At 31.7% G+C, this 26,444-nt stretch carries 24 protein-coding genes; 21 read left to right on the forward strand and 3 right to left on the reverse strand.

What is annotated here, in order from left to right; genetic code table 11:
• Positions 1-108 precede the first annotated feature (108 nt).
• The 7 genes from KO494_RS08105 to ftsY all read left to right on the forward strand — a co-directional run bounded on the left by KO494_RS08105 (position 109) and on the right by ftsY (position 4,281).
• Positions 109-720, forward strand: coding sequence for a fumarylacetoacetate hydrolase family protein (locus KO494_RS08105; RefSeq protein ID WP_215967102.1), 612 nt, complete (start codon positions 109-111; stop codon positions 718-720).
• On the forward strand, positions 721-1,062 hold the full coding sequence (locus KO494_RS08110; RefSeq protein WP_215967103.1) for an Hpt domain-containing protein: 342 nt from the start codon (positions 721-723) through the stop codon (positions 1,060-1,062). It abuts the gene before it with no gap.
• Positions 1,062-2,312 (forward strand): competence/damage-inducible protein A, encoded by a 1,251-nt coding sequence (locus tag KO494_RS08115; RefSeq protein WP_215967104.1) that lies wholly within the window; start codon positions 1,062-1,064, stop codon positions 2,310-2,312. Before KO494_RS08110 ends, KO494_RS08115 begins: the two co-directional genes overlap by 1 nt.
• A gap of 78 nt (positions 2,313-2,390) precedes the next feature.
• Positions 2,391-2,627: a 50S ribosomal protein L28 gene (rpmB, locus tag KO494_RS08120; protein WP_072351244.1), complete on the forward strand. Its 237-nt coding sequence runs from the start codon at positions 2,391-2,393 to the stop codon at positions 2,625-2,627.
• Positions 2,628-2,652: 25 nt separating this feature from the next.
• On the forward strand, positions 2,653-2,835 hold the full coding sequence (gene rpmG / locus KO494_RS08125) for a 50S ribosomal protein L33 (protein WP_215967105.1): 183 nt from the start codon (positions 2,653-2,655) through the stop codon (positions 2,833-2,835).
• Positions 2,836-2,872: 37 nt separating this feature from the next.
• Positions 2,873-3,025 (forward strand): DUF4295 domain-containing protein, encoded by a 153-nt coding sequence (locus KO494_RS08130; RefSeq protein ID WP_215967106.1) that lies wholly within the window; start codon positions 2,873-2,875, stop codon positions 3,023-3,025.
• A 281-nt stretch (positions 3,026-3,306) separates the two neighbouring features.
• The gene (ftsY, locus tag KO494_RS08135; protein WP_215967107.1) at positions 3,307-4,281 is read left to right on the forward strand and encodes a signal recognition particle-docking protein FtsY; all 975 of its coding nucleotides are present in this window, start codon (positions 3,307-3,309) and stop codon (positions 4,279-4,281) included.
• Between the two features lie 123 nt (positions 4,282-4,404).
• Here ftsY and KO494_RS08140 read toward each other — a convergent pair whose 3' ends face one another.
• Together KO494_RS08140 and KO494_RS08145 are read right to left on the reverse strand one after the other, a co-directional pair.
• Complete coding sequence (locus KO494_RS08140; RefSeq protein ID WP_215967108.1) at positions 4,405-6,588, reverse strand: T9SS type B sorting domain-containing protein; 2,184 nt, start codon at positions 6,586-6,588, stop codon at positions 4,405-4,407.
• A gap of 200 nt (positions 6,589-6,788) precedes the next feature.
• On the reverse strand, positions 6,789-7,865 hold the full coding sequence (locus KO494_RS08145) for a serine hydrolase (protein ID WP_215967109.1): 1,077 nt from the start codon (positions 7,863-7,865) through the stop codon (positions 6,789-6,791).
• A 129-nt stretch (positions 7,866-7,994) separates the two neighbouring features.
• On the opposite strand from KO494_RS08145, the gene rimO reads away from it, so the two are divergent.
• A complete protein-coding gene (gene rimO / locus KO494_RS08150) occupies positions 7,995-9,296 on the forward strand; it encodes a 30S ribosomal protein S12 methylthiotransferase RimO (protein WP_215967110.1) in 1,302 nt (433 codons plus the stop codon).
• 1 nt (position 9,297) lies between these two features.
• Here the strand turns inward: rimO and KO494_RS08155 are convergent, their stop codons facing one another.
• Positions 9,298-10,053, reverse strand: a complete 756-nt coding sequence (locus tag KO494_RS08155; protein WP_215967111.1) for a GDSL-type esterase/lipase family protein — start codon at positions 10,051-10,053, stop codon at positions 9,298-9,300.
• Between the two features lie 155 nt (positions 10,054-10,208).
• Between KO494_RS08155 and bshC the strand changes: the two genes are divergently transcribed.
• The 13 genes from bshC (at position 10,209) to KO494_RS08220 (ending at position 26,340) form a co-directional block, all read left to right on the forward strand.
• Entirely contained in the window at positions 10,209-11,816 is a 1,608-nt protein-coding gene (bshC, locus tag KO494_RS08160; protein ID WP_215967112.1) for a bacillithiol biosynthesis cysteine-adding enzyme BshC, read from the forward strand.
• Between the two features lie 210 nt (positions 11,817-12,026).
• Positions 12,027-13,562, forward strand: coding sequence for a glutamine-hydrolyzing GMP synthase (gene guaA, locus KO494_RS08165; protein WP_215967113.1), 1,536 nt, complete (start codon positions 12,027-12,029; stop codon positions 13,560-13,562).
• A 228-nt stretch (positions 13,563-13,790) separates the two neighbouring features.
• Positions 13,791-15,728, forward strand: a complete 1,938-nt coding sequence (locus tag KO494_RS08170; protein WP_215967114.1) for a LysM peptidoglycan-binding domain-containing protein — start codon at positions 13,791-13,793, stop codon at positions 15,726-15,728.
• A gap of 1 nt (position 15,729) precedes the next feature.
• Positions 15,730-16,266: a DUF922 domain-containing protein gene (locus KO494_RS08175; protein WP_215967115.1), complete on the forward strand. Its 537-nt coding sequence runs from the start codon at positions 15,730-15,732 to the stop codon at positions 16,264-16,266.
• Between the two features lie 2 nt (positions 16,267-16,268).
• Positions 16,269-16,502 carry a DUF3820 family protein gene (locus KO494_RS08180; RefSeq protein ID WP_371742858.1) on the forward strand — a complete coding sequence of 78 codons (234 nt, stop codon included), beginning with the start codon at positions 16,269-16,271 and terminating at the stop codon, positions 16,500-16,502.
• A gap of 347 nt (positions 16,503-16,849) precedes the next feature.
• Positions 16,850-18,466, forward strand: a complete 1,617-nt coding sequence (locus KO494_RS08185; RefSeq protein ID WP_215967116.1) for a CTP synthase — start codon at positions 16,850-16,852, stop codon at positions 18,464-18,466.
• 100 nt (positions 18,467-18,566) lie between these two features.
• Positions 18,567-20,465 carry a membrane protein insertase YidC gene (gene yidC, locus KO494_RS08190; protein ID WP_215967117.1) on the forward strand — a complete coding sequence of 633 codons (1,899 nt, stop codon included), beginning with the start codon at positions 18,567-18,569 and terminating at the stop codon, positions 20,463-20,465.
• 99 nt (positions 20,466-20,564) lie between these two features.
• Positions 20,565-21,263 (forward strand): toxin-antitoxin system YwqK family antitoxin, encoded by a 699-nt coding sequence (locus tag KO494_RS08195; RefSeq protein WP_215967118.1) that lies wholly within the window; start codon positions 20,565-20,567, stop codon positions 21,261-21,263.
• A 334-nt stretch (positions 21,264-21,597) separates the two neighbouring features.
• Positions 21,598-22,785 (forward strand): tRNA 2-thiouridine(34) synthase MnmA, encoded by a 1,188-nt coding sequence (mnmA, locus tag KO494_RS08200; protein ID WP_215967119.1) that lies wholly within the window; start codon positions 21,598-21,600, stop codon positions 22,783-22,785.
• Positions 22,786-22,981: 196 nt separating this feature from the next.
• Positions 22,982-23,923, forward strand: coding sequence for a nitronate monooxygenase family protein (locus KO494_RS08205; RefSeq protein ID WP_215967120.1), 942 nt, complete (start codon positions 22,982-22,984; stop codon positions 23,921-23,923).
• Positions 23,924-23,927: 4 nt separating this feature from the next.
• On the forward strand, positions 23,928-24,683 hold the full coding sequence (locus KO494_RS08210; protein WP_215967121.1) for a hypothetical protein: 756 nt from the start codon (positions 23,928-23,930) through the stop codon (positions 24,681-24,683).
• Positions 24,684-24,740: 57 nt separating this feature from the next.
• Positions 24,741-26,126 carry an MATE family efflux transporter gene (locus tag KO494_RS08215; protein ID WP_215967122.1) on the forward strand — a complete coding sequence of 462 codons (1,386 nt, stop codon included), beginning with the start codon at positions 24,741-24,743 and terminating at the stop codon, positions 26,124-26,126.
• The gene (locus tag KO494_RS08220; protein WP_215967123.1) at positions 26,113-26,340 is read left to right on the forward strand and encodes a hypothetical protein; all 228 of its coding nucleotides are present in this window, start codon (positions 26,113-26,115) and stop codon (positions 26,338-26,340) included. The genes KO494_RS08215 and KO494_RS08220 overlap by 14 nt, the downstream gene beginning before the upstream one ends.
• Positions 26,341-26,444 lie beyond the last annotated feature (104 nt).

Below are 26,444 nucleotides of genomic sequence, written 5' to 3' on the forward strand. Positions count from 1 at the left end.
TAATTCGTGTCTTAAGACTATTAATACAGAATGTTTTTGATATTCTGGATTTTAAAATAAAATAAATAAGATTTCTGCTGTAGCAGAAATGAAAATGAACACTTATTAATGAAACTAATCTGCATAGGTAGAAACTACACAGAGCATATTAAAGAATTAGAAAACGAAAAACCAACAGACCCAGTTGTGTTTTTAAAGCCAGACACGGCTATATTGTTAAAAAAACAACCGTTTTTTATTCCAGATTTCTCAAATGATGTACATCATGAAGTAGAAATTCTTGTAAAAATCAATAAAGTAGGTAAGCATATTCAAAAAAAGTTTGCTCATAAATATTATGACCAAATAGGACTAGGAATTGACTTTACAGCAAGAGATTTACAAAAGCAATTAAAAGATAAAGGACTTCCTTGGGAGAAAGCAAAATCTTTTGATGGCGCAGCAGTAATAGGAGATTGGTTAGATAAAACTCAGTTTCAAGATGTCGATAATTTAAATTTTTCGCTGCAAAAAAATGAAACCATAGTACAAAAAGGCAATACCAGCCATATGTTATGGAAAATTGACGAAATTATAGAATATGTATCTAAATATTTTACTTTAAAGATAGGAGATATTATATTTACAGGAACACCAGCAGGTGTTGGTAAGGTCGATGCAAATGATAAACTTATAGGATGTATAGAAGACACACAAATGTTTTCAATAACAGTTAAATAAATGGAACAACATTACAAATTATTTAGAGTTCGTGAATTAGCAGACGGAGATCAGGATTTTATTAATGTACTAGCACAGACTTTTTTAGAAGAAGTTCCTGCCGATGCAAAAATCTTAAAAGAAGCCGTTGAAAGCAATAACCATCTGGCAACATACCAAACTGCACACAAAATGAAACCAACCATAGATATGTTTGAGTTAGGGGTGCTTCAAGATTTAATAGAAGTACAAGATTGGGGAAAATATGAAAAAAAAGAAGTTAATATAATTCCTAAACTAGAAATAGTGCTTGCAGCCATTGAACAAGCTTCTAACGAAATTCGTTCAGATTTTAATTTATAATGCAAGCAGAAATAATAACCATAGGAGATGAAATCCTAATAGGGCAGATTGTAGACTCTAATTCTGCATTTATTGCCCAACAATTAAATAAAATAGGAGTATCTGTATACCAAATTACCTCAGTACAAGATGATACAGAACATATTTTAAAATCATTAAAAGAAGCAGAAGAAAACGCAGATATCATTATCCTTACTGGAGGATTAGGCCCTACAAAAGATGATATTACAAAAAATACCATTGCTACCTATTTTCAAGATACACTAGTACAAGATACATCGGTTTTAAAAAATATAGAAACTCTCTGGAAAAACTATATAAAACAACCACTCTCACAACTTAATATAGATCAGGCCTTAATGCCAAGCAAGGCAACTGCATTAATGAATAAAGTGGGTAGTGCGCCAGGAATGTGGCTAGAAAAAGGTGCTAAAACATTTATTTCGCTTCCAGGAGTGCCTTTTGAAATGAAAGCATTAATAGATGATGAGGTAATACCAAGACTTCGTAAAAAATACAAATTCCCATATATTCTGCATAAAACGTTACTTACCTACGGAATAGGAGAAAGTAATTTAGCCGAAAAAATAGAAACTTGGGAAGATAATTTACCAAAACATATAAAATTAGCTTATTTACCTAATTTAGGAAAAGTGCGTTTACGTCTTTCTGCAAAAGGAAATGTAAAAGAAGAAATAACAAAAGAAGTAGAACATCAAATCCATTTGCTGCTTCCTCAAATAGAAGAATATTTTACAGGTTTTGAAGACCAAGAAGAATCTATAGAAGCCTTAATAGCAAAAAAACTGAGCCATACTAACCAAACATTAGCAACAGCAGAAAGTTGTACTGGAGGAAAAATAGCAGCAAGCATAACACGGCATTCAGGTGCTTCTGCATACTTTAAAGGAAGTATAGTAAGTTATACCAAAGAAATAAAAATAAACGTTTTAAACGTACCAGAAACACTTATAGCAAAACATTCTGTAGTAAGTCCAGAAGTAGCAGAAGCCATGGCAAGAAATGTTTTACAAATTTTTAAGACAGATTATGCTATAGCAACAACAGGAAATGCTGGACCTACAAAAGACAAAACAGAAGAAGAAGTAGGCACTGTTTTTATTGCCATAGCAACCAAAAATGCAGTTTTTTCACAAAAATTTACTTTTGGAAAACCTAGAGAAAAGGTGATAAATAGAGCCGTAAATAAGGCCTTAGAATTGTTAAAAAAAGAAATTTTTAAAAAATAGATGAAATATGATTGTCTAAACATAAAGAATTTGTATATTTGCACCTCGTTTTGAAATAACAATAATACATTTAGAACAATGTCAAGAGTTTGTGAACTTACAGGAAAGAAGGCAATGGTTGGAAACAACGTGTCTCACGCAATGAATAAAACTAAACGCACGTTTGATGCTAATTTAATCAAAAAACGTTTCTTTATTCCTGAAGAAGATAAGTGGATTACATTAAAAATATCTACATCAGCATTAAAAACTATTAATAAAATAGGTATATCTGCTGCATTAAAAGAAGCAAGAACCAAAGGTTTTATTAAATAATAGCCTCATTTAAAAGTTTAAGAAAATGGCAAGAAAAGGCAATAGAGTACAGGTAATTTTAGAGTGTACAGAGCACAAGGAGTCTGGTAAACCAGGAACTTCTCGTTACATTACAACAAAAAATAAAAAGAACACTCCAGATAGAATGGAAATTAAAAAATTCAATCCTATCTTAAAGAAAATGACTGTTCATAAAGAGATTAAATAATTAAAGATTTTTTATAAATCTTATAAAACATTAAGTCATGGCAAAGAAATCCGTAGCATCATTACAAACAGGATCTAAAAGATTAACAAAAGCAATAAAAATGGTAAAGTCTCCAAAAACTGGAGCTTACATGTTTGTTGAGTCTGTAATGGCACCAGACCTAGTAAACGATTTTTTAGCAAAAAAATAAGTTTACTTTAAAAAGATATTTTAAAGCTGCTTTCCTAAAGAAAGCGGCTTTTGTTTTATATTTACATTTCATAGTTAATGACAATATTTCAGTAAGCTAAAAAAGGCGTGACTATTGTTATACAGATTATGGCGTTACCCTCTTACACTAAAAGTTTCAGAGGGTCAGGCTTTCCGCTATATCTTTTTGCAGAAAAAGCAAAAAGGATGTCGCTGCAATCCTTAACGCAGAAATAGATGAAGTAACAACTTCATAACTAAATAACAAACAATAAAATAGGTATGAGCTTTTTTAAAAAAATATTTTCTTCAGATAAAAAAGAAACTCTAGACAAAGGTTTAGAAAAATCTAGCACAAGTTTTTTAGGTAAACTAAGTAAAGCTGTAGCAGGAAAATCTAAAGTAGATGATGCTGTGTTAGATAATCTAGAAGAGGTATTAGTCTCTAGTGATGTAGGTGTAAATACTACATTAAAAGTTATTGAACGTATAGAGGAAAGAGTAGCAAAAGATAAATATTTAGGCACAGATGAGCTAAATAGAATACTTCGTGAAGAAATTGCTGCATTATTAAGTGAAACTAATTCTGGTGAAGATACAGAATACGTAATTCCGCAATTACCAAAACAAGAAGATGGTAGTAAAACACCATACGTTTTAATGGTAGTTGGTGTTAACGGAGTTGGTAAAACTACAACCATTGGTAAGTTGGCTTACCAATTTAAAAAACAAGGACTAAAAGTAGTACTTGGTGCAGCAGATACCTTTAGAGCAGCAGCAATAGACCAATTACAAGTTTGGGCAGATCGCGTAGATGTACCAATGATACGACAAGAAATGGGTAGTGATCCTGCTTCTGTGGCTTTTGATGCTTTAGAGTCTGGTGTTAATCAAGATGCAGATGTTATTATTATAGATACTGCAGGACGTTTACACAATAAGATAAATTTAATGAATGAGCTTACCAAAGTAAAACGTGTTATGCAAAAAGTAGTAGGAGACGCTCCTCATGACGTACTTTTAGTATTAGATGGCTCTACAGGACAAAACGCATTTGAACAAGCTAAACAATTTACAGCAGCAACAGAGGTAACAAGTTTGGCTGTAACCAAATTAGATGGTACTGCAAAAGGTGGAGTTGTAATTGGTATAAGTGACCAATTTCAAATACCTGTTAAGTATATTGGTGTTGGTGAAGGTATAGAAGATTTACAAGTATTTAATAAATTTGAATTTGTAGATTCGTTTTTCAAATAAAATTTATAAAACATAAAAAAAAAGCCTTAGGTAATTCTTAAGGCTTTTTTTTATGTTTAGTATATACTACTATTTAACAGCAGTAGTAAATAGTGTAATCTTACCTCTGTAAAATTATATTTTTCATCTTTTTAGGGTAAAATGACCAGAATTACTTTTGCCATTAGTTCGATTTACGGTAAACCAATAATCTGAATTTGGCATGTATTGTCCGTTAAAAGTGCCATCCCAAGAAGAACTAGCATTTAGTGTTTTTAGAAGCTTTCCATACCTGTTAAATATTTTAATAATCATGCTAGGTTCCGTTTCAGAAAAAGGAATAGACCAAGTGTCATTATAGCTATCTCCATTAGGAGTGAAGAATTTAGGATAACTAAGTATATACACCAGTTCTTCTGTTATACCACAACCATTTTTGTCTCTAACATAAACGGTGTATTCTCCAGGAGTTAGCCCTGTAAATACATTACTGTCTTGATAAGTTATTGCGTCTAAAGAGTATTCATAATCTCCTAAACTTAAATCAGATAAATTAACTGTAATAGTATTTTGGTTATCTGTCCAATCTTTTACAATTATATTAGAGATAACTGCAGTGTTAGATATTACTACTTCAAAGTTTTTTGTTGAAGAACAGGTGTAATTTGTATAATCTTGAGTAACAGTTACAGCGTATTCACCAATATTTTCAATAGCAACGGTAATTTCTTGTGCTGTACTTCCGTTAGACCATAAATAACTATCAAAACCAGCTCCAGCATCTATTGTAATTGTGTTTTCTCCTTCACAAATACCAACAGAGTCTGCTATTGGTATGATTGGAGATTCTTGAAAAAGAATGCTAATTTCTGCAATTTGATAACAATTGTCAGACGAGTCAATTCTTACATATACACTATATGTGTTTTCTAACCATTCAAAATCTGTTGGAGCAGAAATAAGGTCATCTTCTAAATAATTTTCAGCTGATACATAGGTTGTAAAATAACTAAATTCACAATCCAAACAATCGGTTATATCTAATTCGTAGCTCGTTAAATCTATAATTTCAGTAGCATCATTATATGCATCACAAACAGTTGGTAATACATCATTTATAACTAAAGTTGGAAATATCAAGTGTATAGTAATAGCTAACCTGTCTTCGCTTTCACAACCGTTTGAATTAATATTTGTAGCATAGTAAATAGTATTATCAACTAAACTGGTTGTTTCGGGTAGTACATTTCCATTTGTTGGTGCATCATACCAAATAGCAGCTGCGCTTACTTCAATATCACTAACGGTTGCATTTTGTGTTGTACAGAACGTTTGTTCTGTTTCTGCGGTAGTAATTTCTGGAGTTTCAATTACTTCAACATTAAAAATATCTGATGTAATCCTGCAGGATTCTGTATTAATATTACTACCATTAGCAGCGGTTAATCGGTATAAAAACGTTCCAGCAATACTTGTGTCTGAGTAGGTGTATGTTGTGGTTGTTGCTCCAGCAATATCTATCCATGTTAATCCGTTGTCGTCTGAGTATTGCCATTGGTATTGCGGATTAGAATAGCCAGAAGAAATAGAGGCTTGAAAATTGTAGCTAATAGTTTCATTTTGGCAAACCACTAAACTTGTGTCTTCTTCTCCTGCAATACTGTTTGTTATTGTTGGTCCACAAGGCTTAAATGTAATGTCATCCAGCGCAATATCATTACCAGGATGTGCACTAGGAGCAGAGTTTAGTATGCTTATTACAGCTTCTGTTTCACTTTCTAAGGTGAAAAAAAAACCATATTGTAACCAAGTACCCGAAGAGGTTTGATTAATATCTCCTGTATTATAAGAACCTAAAATATTACCAGAGGTGTCGCTTATTCTAAAGGTTACATCAGGATGGTATTCATCGGTTCCAACACTTGGATTCATTAAATTAATAAGCCAAGCAGAAAACTCATAAGTAGTATCTGCACAAAGACCTGTTACGGTTTTGTTGTAAAAAATACCTTCATCGGCAAGTACAGCACTATTAATTACCATCATATAACCATTTGTGTTTCCTGTATGGTCTGTAGTTGTATGCCATGCGTTTCCTTTTAAGCCGCTTGTTGTGTTTGCTATTGTGTACTCTCCTTCGTCTAATTCACCAACAGAACTATACGTAAAAGCAGTAATGTTGCTGCCTAAAGCACTTCCGGTTCCTGATCCAGAGCCAAAATCTATTTCTACAACGGGATCTCCTAAGCTACCTTCGCATAATTGTGCCTGGATTTGTAGTGTAAAACAAAAAAGAATAACGAAAACTAGTTGGTATTTACTATTCAAACTATCATTTTTTTTGAGTATCTCTAAAAAATGAAAACGCTTTTTAGAGTATTGTTGTAACTTTAAGATGCGTTCTTTGTATAAAACTTGCGCTATTTAGCACAAGTTGTTAAAGTAATAAATGAAAATTTGGGTAAATAGATATTAAAAGAAGAAGTAAAGGTTTTGTTTTGCCAATTTTGGTGTTAGAAGTAGTTGTTTTAATTTATTACAAGATTTATTTTTTCCCATAAATCATTATCAAATGTAGAAAGCGCAAAATTAGAATCGTCTGCAGCTTCACCCATTCTAATAACTACTAGGTTTTTACTAGGTACTACATAAATTTTTTGATCGTTTTTACCTAAAGCAGCAAACATATCATTTGGCGCATTAGGTATTAAGGAGCCTGTAAACTCTAATTGAGTAGCAGGTAAATGGTAACTGGTTTTTCCGTTTAACCACCATAAATAGCCATAAGCTTTATTGATGTTTTGTGATGTGTTAGTAGCTGCTTGTAAAAAGTTTTGTGATACTATTTGAGTGTCATCCCATTTTCCGTTGGCAGAAACAAGTAAACCAAAACGTGCCATACTTCTTGTATTGCTCCAGTACACGCTTAAGTCTCCTAGAGGTAACCAGCTTCCAGACATGCCAATTCTGTCTTTTAATTTTTCATTAAAATAAGTAGACCATGTTTGGTTGCTTGCTTGCGCAACAATATCTTGTAATTTTACATATACATTATGGTACGCCCAACGTTGTCCAGCATCTGCAATGTATTGTAGGTTTTCTGGTGCAACATTGTCTCCTAGACTATCGTCTAAACCAGAACTCATAGACAATAGATGTTTGCTTGTAATTAAGTTTTCTTTTTCTGTAGTAGCGCTGGTCCATCCAGTTTCTAAATAATCAGATACTTTATTATTAATATCTAGTAAGCCTTCATCTTCTGCAATACCTGTTAATGTTGCTGTTAGTGTTTTTCCTGCACTAGCCCAATACCAAGAGGAAGTAGCTGTGTGGTCATTCATATATTCTTCTACAACAATTCTTCCGTTGTAAAGCATGATAAAGCTTTTGGTGTTTTTTTCTTCTAAAAAATCCAATAGAGATTGTAGGTTGTTTTCGTTCCAGCCAATTTCAGAAATAGAAGTTGTTTCCCAGGTATTAGATGCTATTGGTGGAAAGTAAATTGAATCAACTGCATTGTCCTCTTCAACGATTTCGTTATCTGAAGTAGCACAACTAAAAAGGCCAAATAGTGTAAATAATAATAAATATCCTTTATTTTTCATGTGGTTGTTTTAATTTAAGATGGTTAAATATATAAAAGGTTTAATTAAGGTTGTATCTTTGCAGCCTGAATTTTAGAAGAAGTATAATTAATGATTCCATAAATTGGGAACATTTTTTTGAATGTATATATGAGAACAAAGTCACTTAAAAAAAATAAAATCAACGTTGTTACTTTAGGATGTAGTAAAAATGTGTATGATAGCGAAGTGCTAATGGGACAACTTAAAGCTAGTGGCAAAGAGGTTGTACATGAAGAAGAAGGTAATGTTGTTGTAATAAATACTTGTGGTTTTATTAATAATGCAAAAGAAGAAAGTGTTAATACTATTCTAGATTTCATGCAGAAAAAAGAGGCAGGAGAAGTAGATAAAGTATTTGTTACTGGTTGTCTTTCTGAAAGATATAAACCAGACTTACAAAAAGAAATTCCTAATGTAGATGCCTATTTTGGTACTACAGAGTTACCTCAATTATTAAAGGCCTTAGGTGCAGATTATAAGCATGAACTTATTGGAGAGCGTTTAACAACCACTCCAAAAAACTATGCGTATTTAAAAATAGCCGAAGGTTGCGACAGACCTTGTAGTTTTTGTGCCATCCCGTTAATGCGTGGAAAACATAAAAGTACACCTATTGAAGAATTGGTTGTTGAAGCAGAAAAATTAGCAGCAAATGGCGTTAAAGAGCTTATTCTTATTGCACAGGATTTAACCTATTATGGTTTAGATTTATATAAAAAACGAAACTTAGCAGAATTACTTGAAGCTTTAGTAAAAGTAGAAGGTGTAGAATGGATTCGTTTGCATTATGCATTTCCAACAGGGTTTCCGTTAGACGTGTTAGATGTTATGAATAGAGAACCAAAAATTTGTAACTATTTAGATATTCCGTTACAACATATTTCAGATAATATTCTAAAAAGTATGCGTCGTGGTACCACAAAAGCAAAAACCACAAAGCTAATAGGGCAGTTTAGAGAAGCTGTACCAAATATGACAATAAGGACCACCTTAATTGTTGGTTATCCTGGTGAAACCGAAGAAAATTTTCAAGAATTAAAACAATGGGTTCAAGATATGCGTTTTGAGCGTTTAGGTTGTTTTACGTATTCTCATGAAGAAAACACCCATGCTTTTAACTTAGAAGATGATGTGCCAGAAGAAGTAAAAATAGATCGTGCTAATCAAATCATGGAAATTCAATCACAAATTTCTTGGGAATTGAATCAGCAAAAAATAGGTGAAGAGTTTAAAGTAGTTATAGATAGAAAAGAAGGTAATTATTTTGTTGGTAGAACGGAGTTTGATAGTCCAGATGTAGATAACGAAGTACTTATAGATGCTAGTAAAACCTATTTAAAAACAGCAGAGTTTGTAACTGTAAAAATTACAGAGGCAGAAGATTTTGACCTGTATGGTGAAGTGATATAAGTTATTTGTTTAAATTTTCAATAATAGCTTCATAATACCTGTCTGCTATTTCTTTTGCGCCTAATTGGTTGTAGTGCAAATTATCTGCCATATAAGCATCGGTCCAATTGCTAGCCATATCTACAAGAATAATTTTAGAGGTTTCATTGGTTTGTTCTAAAGATAAAACGGCAAGGTTTTCTAAAAATACATTGTAGGTTTCTGTAGTTTCATTTGTCATAACATTAGATCTTCCAGGAGCAATACGTTCTAAAAATATAGTAACGTTGGTATTGTCGTTCTGTAAAATATCTATAATTTGATTAAGGTTATCTATTATTTCTGTAACAGGAATATTTCTAACTAAATCATTTCCGCCAATACCCAATAACACAACATCAGGAGTTCCTGAGCTTTCAAGAACTTCATTTATGTTTTCTAGTATGTCTTCGGTTTCAGAACCTCCTATGCCTTCGTGGTCAGGATCAAAAGATTTTCCTAAAAGTAAAGGGTACACAGTATTGTCATTTTGAGTACCTATATAATCAAAATTCCATTGGTTAGATGTTAGGTTTTTCCATAAATCATACCTGTAGCTTACAGAGTTACTGGTAGCACCTTCCACTCTAGAATCACCTAAAGGTAATATGGTTATTGTGTTAGTATTAACATTATTTTGTATAAAAGTATTAGATTTTTCATCACTTTTGTTACAATCTTGTAACGCTAATACTGTTGTTAAAAAAAGAAACGGGAAAAGAATAGCTGTTTTTTTCATGAAAATATTTACTATAACAGTTTTAGGGTTTATAAAACACTAAAGATAAGGTATTTACTTTTTAATTTAAATAAAAAAATATAAAAGTGAAGATAGAATACCTATAAACAAATAATTAATCACTGTATCTTTACAAAAAAATATTGAAGGTAACTATGCCAACAGAATGTATTACTTTTAAAAAAACTAATTATTTTTCAACGTTAATCTGCGATTATTTAGAAGAAAAAAAAGAACTGCAGCCGTTTTATAATAATTTTCCTAAGCTTGAAAATTTTAAAGCACAGATAGAAGAAAAACGTCAATCAGAAATGGTTTCTGTACATAACCGAAACATTTTAGCAAAAGCCATAAAAGAACAATATAAAAACATAGAAGCTTCTACAAAAACGCTTCAAAATATTGAAAATTTAAAGCTAGAAAATACCTTTACTATAACAACAGGGCATCAACTAAACCTATTTACAGGTCCTTTGTATTTTTTATATAAAATTGTTTCTACGATCAATTTAGCTTCGCAATTAAAACAAAAATACCCAGATTGTAATTTTGTGCCAATCTATTGGATGGCAACCGAAGATCATGATTTTGATGAAATTAACTATTTCAACTTTAAAGGTAAAAAAGTACAATGGAATAGAGAAGCTTCAGGAGCTGTTGGTGAACTTTCAACCCAAGGTTTAGATAAGGTGTTTGATGTTTTTACTAAAGAATTAGGTGCAGGAAAAAATGCAGATACGCTAAGAGATTTATTTCAATCTGCCTATTTAAAACACAATACGCTTGCCGATGCTACATTGTATTTAGCAAATGCTTTGTTTTCAGCATACGGTTTGGTTGTTGTAGAAGCAAATAACAAAAGCTTAAAACAACTATTTGTTCCTTATATAGAAGAAGAACTTTTAAAACAAACCTCCTTTAATGTTGTATCTAAAACAAATGAAAAGTTAAGCCAGTTGCCAAATGTTAACAAAATACAAGTTAACCCAAGAGAGATAAATTTATTTTATTTAACCAAAAATCTTCGCGAACGTATTGTTTATGAAGACCAAGAATATAAAGTGCTTAATAGTAATATTTCTTTTAGTAAAGAAGAAATATTACAAGAGGTAAAAGAAAATCCGCAAAGATTTTCTCCAAATGTGATTATGCGACCATTATATCAAGAAGTTATTTTACCAAACCTTTGTTATATAGGTGGTGGTGGTGAGTTGGCCTATTGGTTGCAATTAAAAGATAATTTTAAAGCTTTACAGGTTCCTTTTCCTATGCTGTTATTGCGTAATTCTGTTTTAATAAAAACACAAAAACAAGCAGATAAATTAACAAAACTACATATTACCAATGAAGATCTTTTTTTAAAGCGTGATGCATTTATAAACAAAAAAGTAAGACAAATATCTAATATAGATATTGATTTTTCTGAGCAATTAAAGCAATTACAACAACAGTTTAAAGACTTATATGCATTAGCCCAAAAAACAGATAAATCTTTTATTGGCGCAGTTGCAGCACAAGAAAAAAAGCAGTTAAACGGTTTACAACATCTAGAAAAAAGATTACTTACAGCCCAAAAGCGCAAATTAAAAGACCAGGTAGCACGCATGACAGAGCTACAAAACCAGCTGTTTCCTAATGCGAGCTTGCAAGAACGTAATACTAATTTTTCTGAGTTATACTTAGAATTTGGAGAGCAACTAGTACCAAAATTAATAGAAGAATTAAAACCATTACAAGGCAATTTCACCATATTAACCATGTAAAGTTGTTGTTAGTAACAAAACTATTTTACTGTAACTCAATAAAAATATAGGACAATAGTTGGTGTTTTATTAGCAACATAACTATTAGAAAAAGTTGATGCAGTTTGTAAAAGCATCTCTTTCATTTTCTAGAAAGTAAATTTTTAAAAAATTTTTTAAAAAATACTAAATGGTAATTCGTCATTCAAAAATCAATTGCTATTTTTGCGCATGCAACACAACAAGGTACTTATATTAGATTTCGGATCGCAATACACACAGCTAATTGCGCGAAGAGTTAGAGAACTTAACATCTTATCCGAAATACATCCATTCAACAAAATTCCGTCAAACATAGAAGATTACAAAGCAGTAATTCTTTCTGGTAGCCCTAACTCTGTTCGTGGAGAAGACGTTTTACATCCAGATTTATCTAAAATAAGAGGCAAAAAACCATTACTAGCAGTATGCTATGGTGCGCAATATTTAGCTCACTTCTCAGGAGGTGAAGTAGCACCTTCAAATACTAGAGAGTATGGTAGAGCTAATTTAAGCTATGTAAAAGAAAATGATCCTTTTTTCGGAACCATTTCAAAAGGCAGTCAAGTTTGGATGAGTCATAGTGATACTATAAAAACATTACCAACAAACGCTGTACTTTTAGCAAGTACACATGATGTAGAAAATGCTGCCTATAAAATAGAAGGAGAGCAAACCTACGCCATACAATTTCACCCAGAAGTATATCACTCTACAGACGGAAAACAATTATTAGAAAATTTCTTAGTAAATATAGCTAATCTAGAACAAGACTGGACACCAGATTCTTTTGTAGAAGAAACCGTTCAAGATTTAAAAGATCAATTAAAAGACGATAAAGTAGTTTTAGGTTTATCTGGAGGCGTAGACTCCTCTGTAGCAGCAATGTTACTTCATAAAGCAATAGGTAAAAACCTATACTGTATCTTTGTTAATAATGGTTTATTACGTAAAAACGAATACCAAAGTGTATTAGACCAATACCAAGGTATGGGCTTAAATGTAAAAGGTGTTGACGCTTCGGCACGCTTTTTGGATGCACTTGCAGGAGAAAGCGATCCAGAAAAAAAGCGTAAAGCAATTGGTCGCGTGTTCATTGAGGTTTTTGATGATGAAGCACACCAAATAGAAGACGTAAAATGGCTAGCACAAGGTACTATTTATCCAGATGTTATTGAGAGTGTATCAGCAACAGGAGGTCCTAGTGCAACCATAAAAAGTCATCATAATGTAGGTGGTTTACCAGATTTTATGAAACTTAAAATTGTAGAACCTCTTAAAGCATTATTCAAAGATGAGGTGCGTCGTGTAGGTGCATCAATGCATATGGACAAAGCCTTATTAGGTCGTCATCCATTTCCAGGACCAGGACTAGCAATACGTATTTTAGGAGATATCACTCCAGAAAAAGTGCGTATTTTACAAGAAGTAGATGCTGTTTTTATAAACAACTTAAAAAAATGGAATCTATATGATAGCGTTTGGCAAGCAGGAGCAATCTTACTACCAGTAAATAGTGTAGGAGTAATGGGAGACGAGCGTACGTATGAAAAATGTGTAGCGCTTCGTGCAGTAGAAAGTACAGATGGTATGACCGCAGATTGGGTAAATTTACCGTATGATTTTTTACAAAAAACCTCAAACGAGATAATAAACAAAGTAAAAGGCGTTAATAGAGTAGTGTACGATATTAGCAGCAAGCCACCAGCAACCATTGAGTGGGAATAAAAAAGAAACACTTCGGGTGATTTATTAAGGAACAAAAAATGTATCTTTAATTAGCCATGTTCAATAAGTTATACTTATTTGGGCGTTCCTTTTTGTGCTCCTACAAGGTTAAAAAAAAACCTTGCAGAAGCACAAAAAGTCAGGCTTTACGTTGCAATCTTTTTTAAGAAAAATAAAAAAGGATTTACACTGCAATCCTTAACGCAATTAAGAACGTATAAATAATATATGAAAAATTTAATATACATATTTAGTTTAGTTTTAGTATTCAGTTGTGCAACTAAAGCACAAGCACAAAACTATAATACGCATCGAGTAAAATCAGGAGAAACTATTGAGAGCATTGCAAAGCAATACAGTGTAACTCCTTATGATATTTATAGTTTAAATCCAGATGCTAAAAAAGAACTAAAAGAAAATGCGGTTCTTATTATTCCTGCGTCTAAAATTGCAACTCCTAAAACTACAAGTACAACTGTTAAAGAGTTTCAGCATTTTATAGAGCATAAAGTAAAACGTAAAGAAACCCTTTATAGCTTAGCAAAAAAGTATAATGTAACCCAAGACGAAATAAAAAAACACAATCCATCCTTATACGCAAATAACTTACGCAAAGGAGATAAAATTAAAATCCCAGTTTATAAAACAAAAACCGTTGTAGAAACCGTAAAAACAACAAAAGACTATACGGTTTTACCAAAAGAAGGAAAGTGGAGAATAGCCTATAAGTATGGCATTACTGTAGAAGAGCTTGACGCTTTAAACCCAAATATGCCAGCAATACTTAATGTAGGGCAGGTAATTCAAGTACCTAATCTTGAAACTACAGAAGTAAAACAAATAGATGATAGGTATTCGTATTATACAGTATTACCAAAAGAAGGGTTTTATCGTTTAAAATTAAAATTACAACTAGAACAAGAAGAATTAGAGGCTCTAAACCCAACACTTAAAGAAACCGGATTAAAATCAGGTATGGTTTTAAAAATACCATATTCTAATACCATAGCAGAAACAGGAGAAGTAACCAATACTACAATTGCAACTACTGTAGCTACTACTAGTTTAATAAATAATATTAGAAACTTTGAAAGCAAGAACATTGCTATACTATTGCCTTTTAGATTAAACAGAGTAAATGCCGATTCTGTTTTTGATGCTAAAAATCAAATACAAAGCGATCGTTTTTTAAGTACTTCATTAGATTTTTATTCCGGAGTTTTATTAGCTGTAGATTCTTTAAAAAAACTAGGTATTTCTTTAAAGGTAGATGTGTATGACACAAAAAATCAATTAAGCGAAGTTTCTAACTTAGTACGTTCTAAAAATTTAGAAAATGCAGATGCTGTTATAGGTCCATTAATGCCTAAAAATTTTGAATATGTAGCTTCCCATTTAAAAGAAAATAATGTTCCTGTAATTTCTCCTAATTTAAAGGATTTAAAATTATCAGAAAACGTATTTCAGTCTATGCCTTCTTCTGCATTATTAAAAACAAAAATGATTAATTTTGTAAAGGCAGATAGTACAAAAAGTCATGTAATTATTATTGCAGATGCTAAAAATGCCGCAACAAGTAATGGTTTAAAAAGAGAGTTTAGTACAGCATCACAAATACATTCTAGAAAAGATAAAGAAGGAAAAGATTCTTATTATGTTTTAAAAGATGATATTGTAGGTAAATTAAAGCCTGGAAAGAATATCATATTTTTAGAAACCCAAAACTACACTTTTGTGTCTAACGTTACTAGTATTTTAAACTCCTTAAACAATGAGGAGAATAAAATTGTGTTGGCCACAACAGATATGAATAGTGCTTTTGAGAATGATGAAATTTCAAACTACCACTTGTCTAATCTAAATTTTCATTTTCCTAGTGTTTCAAAAACCTACACAGAAGAGAACACAAACGGTTTTGTTCAAGAATACAAGAAAAAATATGGCGATACACCAAACAAAACAGCTGTTAGAGGTTTTGATTTAATGCTAGATGTTGTTTTACGTCTTTCAGCTTCAGAAAGTATTTATAATTCGGTAAACCAATTTCCGTTAACCGAGTATTTAGAGAACAAATTTGCTTACCATAAAAATTTATTTGGAGGTTATTATAATAATACTGTTTACGTTGTAAAATATAACGATTTACAAATTGTAGACGCGCAATAAAATGTTTTTAAGAATCTTTCTTATTTGCATAAGCATTCTCACTTTTCAACAAAAGGAGCTAAGCATAAATTGGAGTGCGTCTAATACACTTTCTTGGGCAGATTTTAAAGCAGCAGCAGAATCAGATTCAAAAGCTGTAGCAATTACAGCTTCTGGTATTACTTTTGGTTATTCTATAAAAAAAAGGAATAATGATATTGTAGGCTTCAATACTAAAATTGAAGCACATTTTTATCCTAATAAATCTTGGGTTAAAATAAAACAAGCAGACAACCATATATTAGCACATGAGCAATTTCATTTTAATATTACAGAATTGTTTGCAAGAAAGTTTAGACAAAGAGTAGCACAATTACAGGTGTCGCAAGATGTAAATGTAGTACTAGATAAAATACATCAAGAAATAAATCAAGAGCTTGCCAATTTTCAAGAACTGTATGATACAGAAACAGATTTTTCAAGAAATTATGAACTTCAATCGCATTGGCAAAATCATATAGAAATAGAATTAGCCAAGCTAGATAAATACAAGTTATAAGTATGTTGCAGCCAGATAAAGAGTTTCTTATAAAATTAGCACATACAAAAATGCCGTTTGGTAAGTATGAAGGTAGGTATTTAATTGAGTTGCCAGAATACTATGTGGTATGGTATCATAATAAAGGATTTCCAAAAGGAAAACTTGGCGAAATGCTAGAAACGGTTTATATGTTAAAACTAAATGGTTTAGAAAACTTAATACGAAACATACAAAAGAATTTTCCTAAAAAATAGTGTTATTCTGGTTGGTTTGTAATTATATTTATAGTTGTTAAGCTTTTTGTGTATAACCTTTGTGTTTATGGTTATTTAAGTTAAGGTGTTTTAAAAATTGTAAAATACAATTTTGTATAATTCAAAGGCCTTTTTTTAGAATACAAAATTTGATTTATAATTTTTATTGCTCTATCCTGTAGGTCTGTTGTGTTTATTGCAACCGTTAACCTAATTTAGTTTGTTTTTTTATAATTACAGTCTAATTATTAACAAAAACGAGGTGTTAATTCCTCTAAAAATAAACTCCCAAACGCTTAAACTTTCAAACTTAAAATTGTAAATTTGCTCGCGTTTAACACCGCAATATGACAACTACAACAAAATACATATTTGTAACAGGAGGAGTAACATCTTCGCTTGGAAAAGGCATTATAGCTGCATCATTAGCTAAACTGTTACAAGTTCAAGGTTACAGAACTACAATTCAAAAATTAGATCCTTACATCAACGTAGATCCAGGAACATTAAATCCTTATGAGCATGGTGAATGTTATGTTACAGATGATGGAGCAGAAACCGATTTAGATTTAGGACACTACGAGCGTTTTTTAAACGTACCAACTAGTCAGGCAAATAACGTGACTACAGGTCGTATTTATCAAAGTGTAATAGAAAAAGAACGTCGAGGAGAGTTTTTAGGAAAAACAGTTCAAGTAATTCCGCATATTACAGACGAAATTAAAAACAGAATTCAAATTCTTGGAAACTCTGGTGATTTTGATGTTGTAATTACAGAAATAGGAGGAACTGTAGGTGATATAGAATCGCTTCCTTATGTAGAGGCTGTACGTCAACTTAAATGGGATTTAGGAGATAATAACGCCATCGTTATTCATTTAACACTTGTACCATTTTTATCTGCTGCTGGAGAATTAAAAACCAAGCCAACACAACACAGTGTAAAAACATTGATGGAAAGTGGTGTAATGGCAGATATTTTAGTTTGTAGAACAGAACACGAGTTACCAAGCGATTTACGCAGTAAATTAGCAAAATTTTGTAACGTTAGAGAAGAAGCTGTAATACAATCTATAGATGCTTCTACTATTTATGATGTGCCAAACCTTATGCTAGAACAAGGCTTAGATAAAGTGGTCTTAAAAAAATTAGCTTTAGAGAGTCATACTCCTGATTTAACCCAATGGAATAAGTTTTTACAACGTCATAAAAATCCAAAAACCGAAGTAACTATTGGTTTAATTGGTAAATATGTAGAGTTACAAGATTCTTATAAATCTATTTTAGAAGCGTTTATTCATGCAGGAGCAGAAAATGAAGTAAAAGTAAATATTGAGTCTATACATTCTGAGTATTTAAATGTAGATAATATAAAAATGAAGCTTTCACATCTGGATGGTGTGTTAGTAGCTCCAGGTTTTGGTGAGCGTGGTATAGACGGTAAAATAGCAGCAGTTAAGTTTGTGCGTGAAAATAATATACCATTTTTTGGTATCTGTTTGGGTATGCAAATGGCAGTTATTGAATTTGCAAGAAACGTACTAAAACTAGAAGATGCTAATTCATTTGAAATGGATGAAACTTGTAAAAATCCTGTTATCAGCTTAATGGAAGAACAAAAAACCATTACAGATAAAGGAGGAACGATGCGTTTAGGAGCTTGGGATTGTAACCTTAAAAAAGACAGTATTGTTGCAAAAGTATACAAAACCGAAGCTATTAAAGAAAGACATAGACATCGTTACGAGTTTAATAGTGAGTATAAAGACCAAATAGAAGCAGCAGGAATGCTGGCAACAGGGCTAAACCCAGAAACTAATTTGGTAGAAATTGTAGAAATACCAGCACATCCTTGGTTTGTTGGTGTGCAATATCATCCAGAATATAAAAGTACAGTTTCTAATCCGCATCCATTATTTGTGGCATTTGTAAAAGCTGCATTAAAACATAAAAAAAAGAAGTAAAGTGTCACTATGGCATAAAAGTAAGATTGGATTGCTTTTTGAGTAATCTGCTTTCTAGTCTAGAAAAGTTTTAACACATTCTGGGCTTAATTAATTAAATATGGAAGAAAAAAAACTAGACCTTAATTCAATAATAGGATTCATCCTAATATTCGGAATTTTAGTGTACATGATGTACACCAACCAACCAACACCAGAAGAGCTTGAAGCGCAAGAAAAAGCAAAACAAGAACAAGTTGAAGCTGCTAAAGAAGTAGAAAACCAAGAAAGTACTTTGGTAACAACAGCAGAAGACTATTCGGTAACTTCTACAACAGATTCTCTACAATTAGTAGCTTTAAAAAATAAATTAGGTGCTTTTGCTTATGCATCTACATTACCTTCTGCAACAGATAAAGAAACAGTAGTAGAAACCGAAAAATTTGCTTTAAAATTTAGTAATAAAGGTGGTTACCTTAGTGAGGTTAAGTTAAAAGAGTTTGTAGATTATGATTCTATTCCTATTTACTTAATTAAAGAAGGAAACACAAACTTTAATATTAGTTTTAATACAACAGATAACAGAAACTTAAATACTCAAGATCTGTTTTTTGAGCCTAATGTTACTAAAAACGGTGAAAACACAATAGTTTCTATGAAACTTAAAGTTTCTCCTACACAATTTTTAGAATACAGATATGAATTAAAACCAAACGATTATATGGTAGGTTTTACCATAAAATCACAAGGATTAAGCAGTGTTGTTAATGGTTCGCAACAAATTAATTTAGACTGGAAACTAAAAACGTTTAGACATGATAAAAGTATTTCTTATGAAAACAGGTATACTAGATTAACCTACCAACATGAAGAAGATAAAATTGATAAATTAAGTCCTACAGGTGATGATGATGAAATTTTAGAAGATGTAAGCTGGCTTTCGTATAGACAGCACTTTTTTAGCTCTATATTAGTTGCAGATGACCCTTTGAAAAAAGTAGACATTACATCTAAAAATTTAGTTTTAGATGAAGAAATAGATACGGTTTCTACAAAAATATTTACCTCAAGAATACCGTTAGAACTTCAAGCAGGAGAGTTTAGCCAACCTTTAAAATTTTATTTTGGACCAACAGATAATAATACATTAAAAAAATACGATATTGGTTTAGAAGACAGTATTCCTTTTGGATGGGGGATTTTTGGGTGGATAAATCGTTTCTTATTTATCCCGTTATTCTCTATGCTAAGTTCCTTTTTACCATACGGAATAGCAATTGTAGTAATGACTATATTCATTAAGTTATTATTATCCTTTGTACAATACAAGCAATTTTTATCGCAAGCAAAGCTTAAAATTATTAAGCCTGAGTTAGATGCTATAAAAGAAAAGTACAAAGACAATAAAATGAAAATTCAGCAAGAAACGATGGCCTTGCAAACTAAAGCAGGAGCAAGTCCGTTAAGTGGATGTTTACCAGCTTTAATACAGCTACCTGTGTTTTATGCATTGTTTCAATTTTTCCCTTCGGCTTTTGATTTAAGACAAAAAAGTTTCCTTTGGGCAGATGATTTATCGTCTTATGATGTTGTAGCAGAACTTCCTTTTCATATTCCTTTTTATGGAGACCACGTTAGCTTATTTCCCATATTAGCATCTATAGCAATTTTCTTCTATATGAAAATGACTACAGGACAACAAGTAGCTACACAACCTACCCAAGAAGGGATGCCTGATATGGCAAAAATGATGAAGTATATGATATACTTTTCCCCATTAATGATGTTGTTTTTCTTTAATAACTATGCCTCTGGATTAAGTTTGTATTACTTTATTTCTAATGTGATTAGTATTGGTATCATGATAGTTATTAAAAACTATATCCTTGATGAAGACAAAATACATGCTAAAATTCAAGAAAATAAAAAGAAGCCTAAGAAAGAAAATAAGTTTCAAAAGAAAATGGCTGAAATGATGGAGCAGGCAGAAAAACAAAAGCAAGCACAAAAAAAGAAGTAAATTAACTTCTAATAAAATAATCAAGCTGCTATTTGTTTTTTAAACTTTGGCAGCTTTTTTGTTATTACAATTATGGTTAATTAATTACGTTATTAAATTATGAAAAATATACTATTCCTTTTTATTTTAATATTACCATTTTTTACTTCTGCACAAGAGGTTAATCAATTTGATGCAGAAGGTAAACGTCATGGTGTTTGGAAAAAGAATTATGAAAATACAGATGTTTTACGTTACCAAGGAGAATTTTTTCACGGTAAAGAAATAGGTGTTTTTAAATTTTATAAAAATGTAAATGGTAAAGCTGTTTTAGCAGCCAATAAGCAATTCAATAAAGAAAATAATATTGCTCAAGTTTCTTTTTACGCATCTACAGGAAAGTTAATTAGCGAAGGGCAAATGAATGGTAAATTATACATTGGCACTTGGGTTTATTACCAGAACAAAACCAAAAACATATTAAGTAAAGATACTTACAATGACCAAGGTGAACTGCATGGCGAACGCTTAGTGTATTATGATGATGGTGTTTTGGCACAAACCGAAACTTATGTAAACGGAAAGCTTCATGGTCCTTCTGTTTGGTATACTCAAAAGAGTGTTGTGGTAAAAGAGTATGTATATAATCAAGGCGAGTTACATGGTCCAGCAACATTTTACGATCAAAATGGAGTTGTAATTTTACAAGGACAATATAAAAACGATAAAAAACATGGTGTCTGGAAATACTATGAAAACGGAAAGCTTGTAAAAGAAACAGACTTTACCAGAAAGAGTAAAAATCCATACAAAAATTAATTACAAACCGCTTTAAAATATAAAACTCCTTACCAAAGTAAGGAGTTTGCTTTAGGTAATCATTTTTTTTATGAATAAGCTATTAATCAATCTAAATGAAAGGGGTACCTAAATATGTCCTGCTAAAGTAAAATAAATTTGAAGATTGATTAAGTAATAAATACTTTATTCGATAAAGTGCATGTTTTTTTAACAAAGCATTATATTTTTAAGACTAATCCATTTTTTTTTATTTGTAATTTTGCAGCACATAAAAAACACCTAAAAGCATATATTTTAATGCGTTTTTTTAAAAATAATCACTTCTGTCCCCAAAATAAAAACATATAAATAGATGAAAAGAGTAATAGTAGGACTTTCAGGAGGAGTAGACTCAAGCGTTGCAGCATATTTATTAAAAGAGCAAGGTTATGAAGTTATAGGCCTATTCATGAAAAATTGGCATGATGATACGGTAACAATCTCTAATGAATGCCCTTGGTTAGATGATAGTAATGATGCAATGTTGGTAGCAGATAAACTAGGTATTCCTTTTCAAACCGTAGATTTAAGTGAGCAATATAAAGAACGTATTGTAGACTATATGTTTAATGAATATGAGAAAGGAAGAACACCAAATCCAGATGTGCTTTGTAATAGAGAAATAAAGTTTGATGTATTCATGAAAATAGCATTAGAGCTGGGTGCAGATTATGTTGCAACAGGGCACTATTGCAGAAAAGGAACTATTGAAAATAACGGAAAAGAAACCTACCAATTACTTGCAGGTGCAGATGATAATAAAGACCAATCTTATTTTTTATGCCAATTATCACAAGAGCAATTGGCAAAAGCATTATTTCCTGTAGGCGAATTACAAAAACCAGAAGTTAGAAAAATAGCTGCAGAACAAGATTTAATTACTGCAGATAAAAAAGACTCTCAAGGTTTATGCTTTATTGGTAAAGTACGTCTTCCAGATTTTTTACAACAACAATTAAAGCCTAAAGAAGGTGTTATTGTAGAAGTACCAGAAAATAATCAAGCGTATCATAAAACAACACCTGTTTTTTCTAATAAAAAAGAAGAATTAGCATACCTGGCAGAAAAATCAAATTATACTTTAACAGATGGTAAAGTAGTAGGAAAACACCAGGGAGCACATTATTTTACAAAAGGACAGCGTAAAGGACTAGCAGTAGGAGGTACTGTAGAACCATTATTTGTTATAGATACTGATGTTACAGAAAATGTAATTTATACAGGACAAGGTAAAAACCATCCTGGTTTATATAAAAAAGCACTTTTTGTAGCTAATGAAGAAGTGCATTGGATTCGTGAAGACTTAGCCCTTCAAGTAGACCAAAGTATGGAAGTCTTGGCAAGAATAAGATATCGTCAAGAACTACAAAAAGCAACATTACATCAAGTTGATTCTGGAATGTATGTGGAATTTGAAAAACCACAATCTGCAATACAAGAAGGACAATTTGTAGCCTGGTATCAAGACGATGAACTTTTAGGTTCTGGAGTAATTTCATAGATGAAAATTAGTAGTATAAGTAAAGCCTTTTTTGCAACAGAAAAAGGCTTTTTTTATTTTTAAAAGTTTATAATAACATCTTTTATCTCATCTCTAAGGTTTCTATTGGTAGTGTGTAATCAAATTCTTAAATTACCATCTTTAAATTTATTGTCATGCTGAGTGTAGTTGAAGCATGTTACACAAATACAGAAAAATGCAAAATAGAATCACACAATTATTCAATATTAAACACCCAATAATTCAAGCAGGAATGATATGGAATTCTGGTTGGAAACTAGCATCTGCTGCAAGTAATGCAGGAGTTTTAGGGCTTATTGGCGCAGGAAGTATGTATCCAGATGTTTTACGGGAACACATACAGAAATGTAAACAAGCAACCAATAAACCCTTTGGTGTAAACGTACCAATGTTATACCCTAACATTGAAGAAATCATGAATATTATTGTAGAAGAAGGTGTGAAAATTGTATTCACTTCTGCGGGAAACCCAAAAACATGGACCAAATGGTTACAAGAAAAAGGAATTACTGTAGTGCATGTAGTTAGCAGTGTAAAGTTTGCCTTAAAAGCCCAAGAGGCTGGGGTAGATGCCATTGTTGCAGAAGGTTTTGAGGCAGGAGGACACAATGGTAGAGACGAAACCACAACGCTTACCTTAATACCAATGGTAAAAGAAAATTTACAAATACCATTAATTGCTGCAGGTGGTATTGCAACTGGGCAAGCTATGTTAGCTGCTATGGTTTTAGGAGCAGATGCTGTACAAGTAGGTAGTAGGTTTGTGGCCAGTGAAGAAAGCTCAGCACATCAAGCATTTAAAAAAGTAGTAGTAGATGCAAAGGAAGGCGATACACAACTTACCTTAAAAGAATTAGCGCCTGTAAGATTGATAAAAAACAAGTTTTATAACCAATTGCAAGAGTTATATAAAACGTCTCCAACTACAGAGCAATTAAAAGAATTACTAGGTAGAGCAAGAGCAAAACGAGGTATGTTTGAAGGCGATTTAGAAGATGGCGAATTAGAAATTGGGCAAATAGCAGGGTTAATTCATGACATTAAACCAACAGCGCAAATTGTAGAAGATATGATACAAGAGTTTAATGATGCTAAGCAGATTATTCATAAAATGTAGTCTAGTGAAAAAAATAGTAAGCATTTTAATTTTATTGTTTTTCGTTTCTGTTCAAGCACAGAAAGTGAAAAAAATAACAGAAGTGAATTCCTTATTAGAAACAGAGACGTATTATGTATTAAAAGCTAATAAAGATTTAAAACATGGTACGTATACAAAAGTAGGTTATTATCCTAAAACGGTAATATCTACAGGAGAATATGCTTATGGAAAAAAAAAGGGAGTTTGGGTCTATTATCATGCAGGATGTAGTATTGTTAAAAGTAAAGGAAGCTATGAAAACAATAAAAAAGTAGGTGAATGGTTTTTCTATGATAATACAGGAAAACAGAATCAACTATATAATTATACTACTAAAGATTTAATATGGTCTAAAGAGAATAATCAAGTGCAAGAAGTATTTGTTGGTGGCGTTTTAAAAAGTATACCCCTAGAAAAATCGGCTTCTATTATTGGGGGTGTTTTTAATTTTGAGTTAAAACTTTCTACTGATTTTCATGCTTTTTATAAAGCATATCATAAAAAAGAAAAACCTCTTAATCTTAGCCTAGTAGATATATCTATTTTAATAAAAAAGGATGGGACTGTGGGTGAAATAAAATATAATAAGCCGATTTCAAATGAAGTGATGATAGCGTATATTACCAAAGAAATAGATGCAAGAAAAGGGAAATGGTTGGTTGCAGAATATCACGGAAAAAAAGTAGCTGCTTACCTAAATGTAAGGTTTGGTGTTTCTATTAAAAAGTATGAAAACTAAGATGCTTTACTTAAAATAAAATTCGCACACTTCAATTCGAAGAACTACTTTTGCAAAATGATTTTATCTGATTACACAAAAGAATTTAAATATAACTGGAGACTAGCAGCACCTGTAATACTAGGTATGCTTGGTCATACCTTTGTACAGTTTATAGATAATATTATGGTTGGCCAATTAGGAACCGCAGAATTAGCTGCTGTTTCTCTTGGTAACAGTTTTATTTTTATAGCCATGTCTTTAGGTATTGGTTTTTCTACTGCAATTACACCTTTAGTAGCAGAGGCTGATGCTGCTAACGATTTTAAACAAGGGAAATCGGCATTTAAACACGGTTTGTTTTTATGTACCGTTTTAGGAATTTCACTTTTCTTTATGGTGTATTTTGCTAAACCCCTTATGTACTTAATGCAACAGCCAGAAGAAGTGGTTGCCTATGCTATTCCGTATTTAGATTTAGTGGCTTTTTCTTTAATTCCGTTAATTATTTTTCAGGCTTTTAAGCAGTTTAGTGATGGTTTATCTATGACTAAATACCCAATGTACGCCACCATTTTAGCTAATGTTATAAACGTGGTGTTAAACTACTTGTTAATTTTTGGAAAGTTTGGTTTTCCAGAACTAGGTATTATTGGTGCTGCTTATGGTACTTTAGCTTCTCGTGTAGTTATGGTACTTTATATTTGGTGGTTATTAAAAGGAAAAGAAAAATCTAAAAACTATGTAACCAATATTAAGATTTTTGTGTTAGAGCGTAGCATGTTAAAAAAACTAATAGGTTTAGGTGCGCCAAGTGCTATGCAAATGTTTTTTGAAGTAGCCATTTTTACTGCCGCAATATGGCTAAGTGGTTTGTTAGGTAAAAATCCGCAAGCAGCAAACCAAATAGCTTTAAACTTAAGCTCTATGACTTTTATGGTTGCAATGGGTATAAGTGTGGCATCTATGGTACGTGTTGGTAACCAAAAAGGATTACAAAATTATGTAGAGCTACGCAGAATTGCTTTTTCGTTGTTTTTATTAGGTACTCTTTTTGCAACTTGTTTTGCATTGCTATTTTTTGCATTTCACGATCAGTTGCCAAAATTATATGTAGATTTTGATGATACTAAAAATCTTATAGACAATACAGAAGTAGTTGCTATAGCTTCAAAATTAATGCTTGCTGCAGCAGTTTTTCAAATAAGTGATAGTATTCAAGTAGTTGTTCTTGGTGCTTTACGTGGCTTACAAGATGTAAAAATACCAACAATAATTACTTTTGTTTCTTATTGGTTAGTAGGTTTTCCAGTAAGCTGGTTTTTAGGTAAAGAATCTGCTTATGCTAGTTTTGGTATTTGGTTAGGACTACTTGCAGGACTAACAACAGCTGCTATTTTATTGTATATTCGCTTTAATTATTTGACTAAAAAACTAATTCATTCAACACATGACGCTACCTAAATTTATTCTTGGTGATAATACAGATCATCCTAATGCTATTTTTGTAATACATACAGATTTTCCTAGATTTATTATTAATCTGGAAGATGATGAAGTAGAATGGTTTGAAGATTTTGACCAACATGACCAAAAGGAATTAGAACTAGAAACCGAAAATTTAATTAAAGAAGCGACTGCTTTCTATGATAGAGAAGTAGCTCGTTATGAAGATTAATTGTGTTAAGGATTGCAATGAAAATCCTTTTTTATTTTTTATAAAAAAGATTGTAATGTAAAGCCTGACTTTTTGCTATTCTACATGCTTTGTGCCCAACTTGT

This window comes from Lacinutrix sp. C3R15 (assembly GCF_018860825.1).
Taxonomy (GTDB): domain Bacteria; phylum Bacteroidota; class Bacteroidia; order Flavobacteriales; family Flavobacteriaceae; genus Oceanihabitans.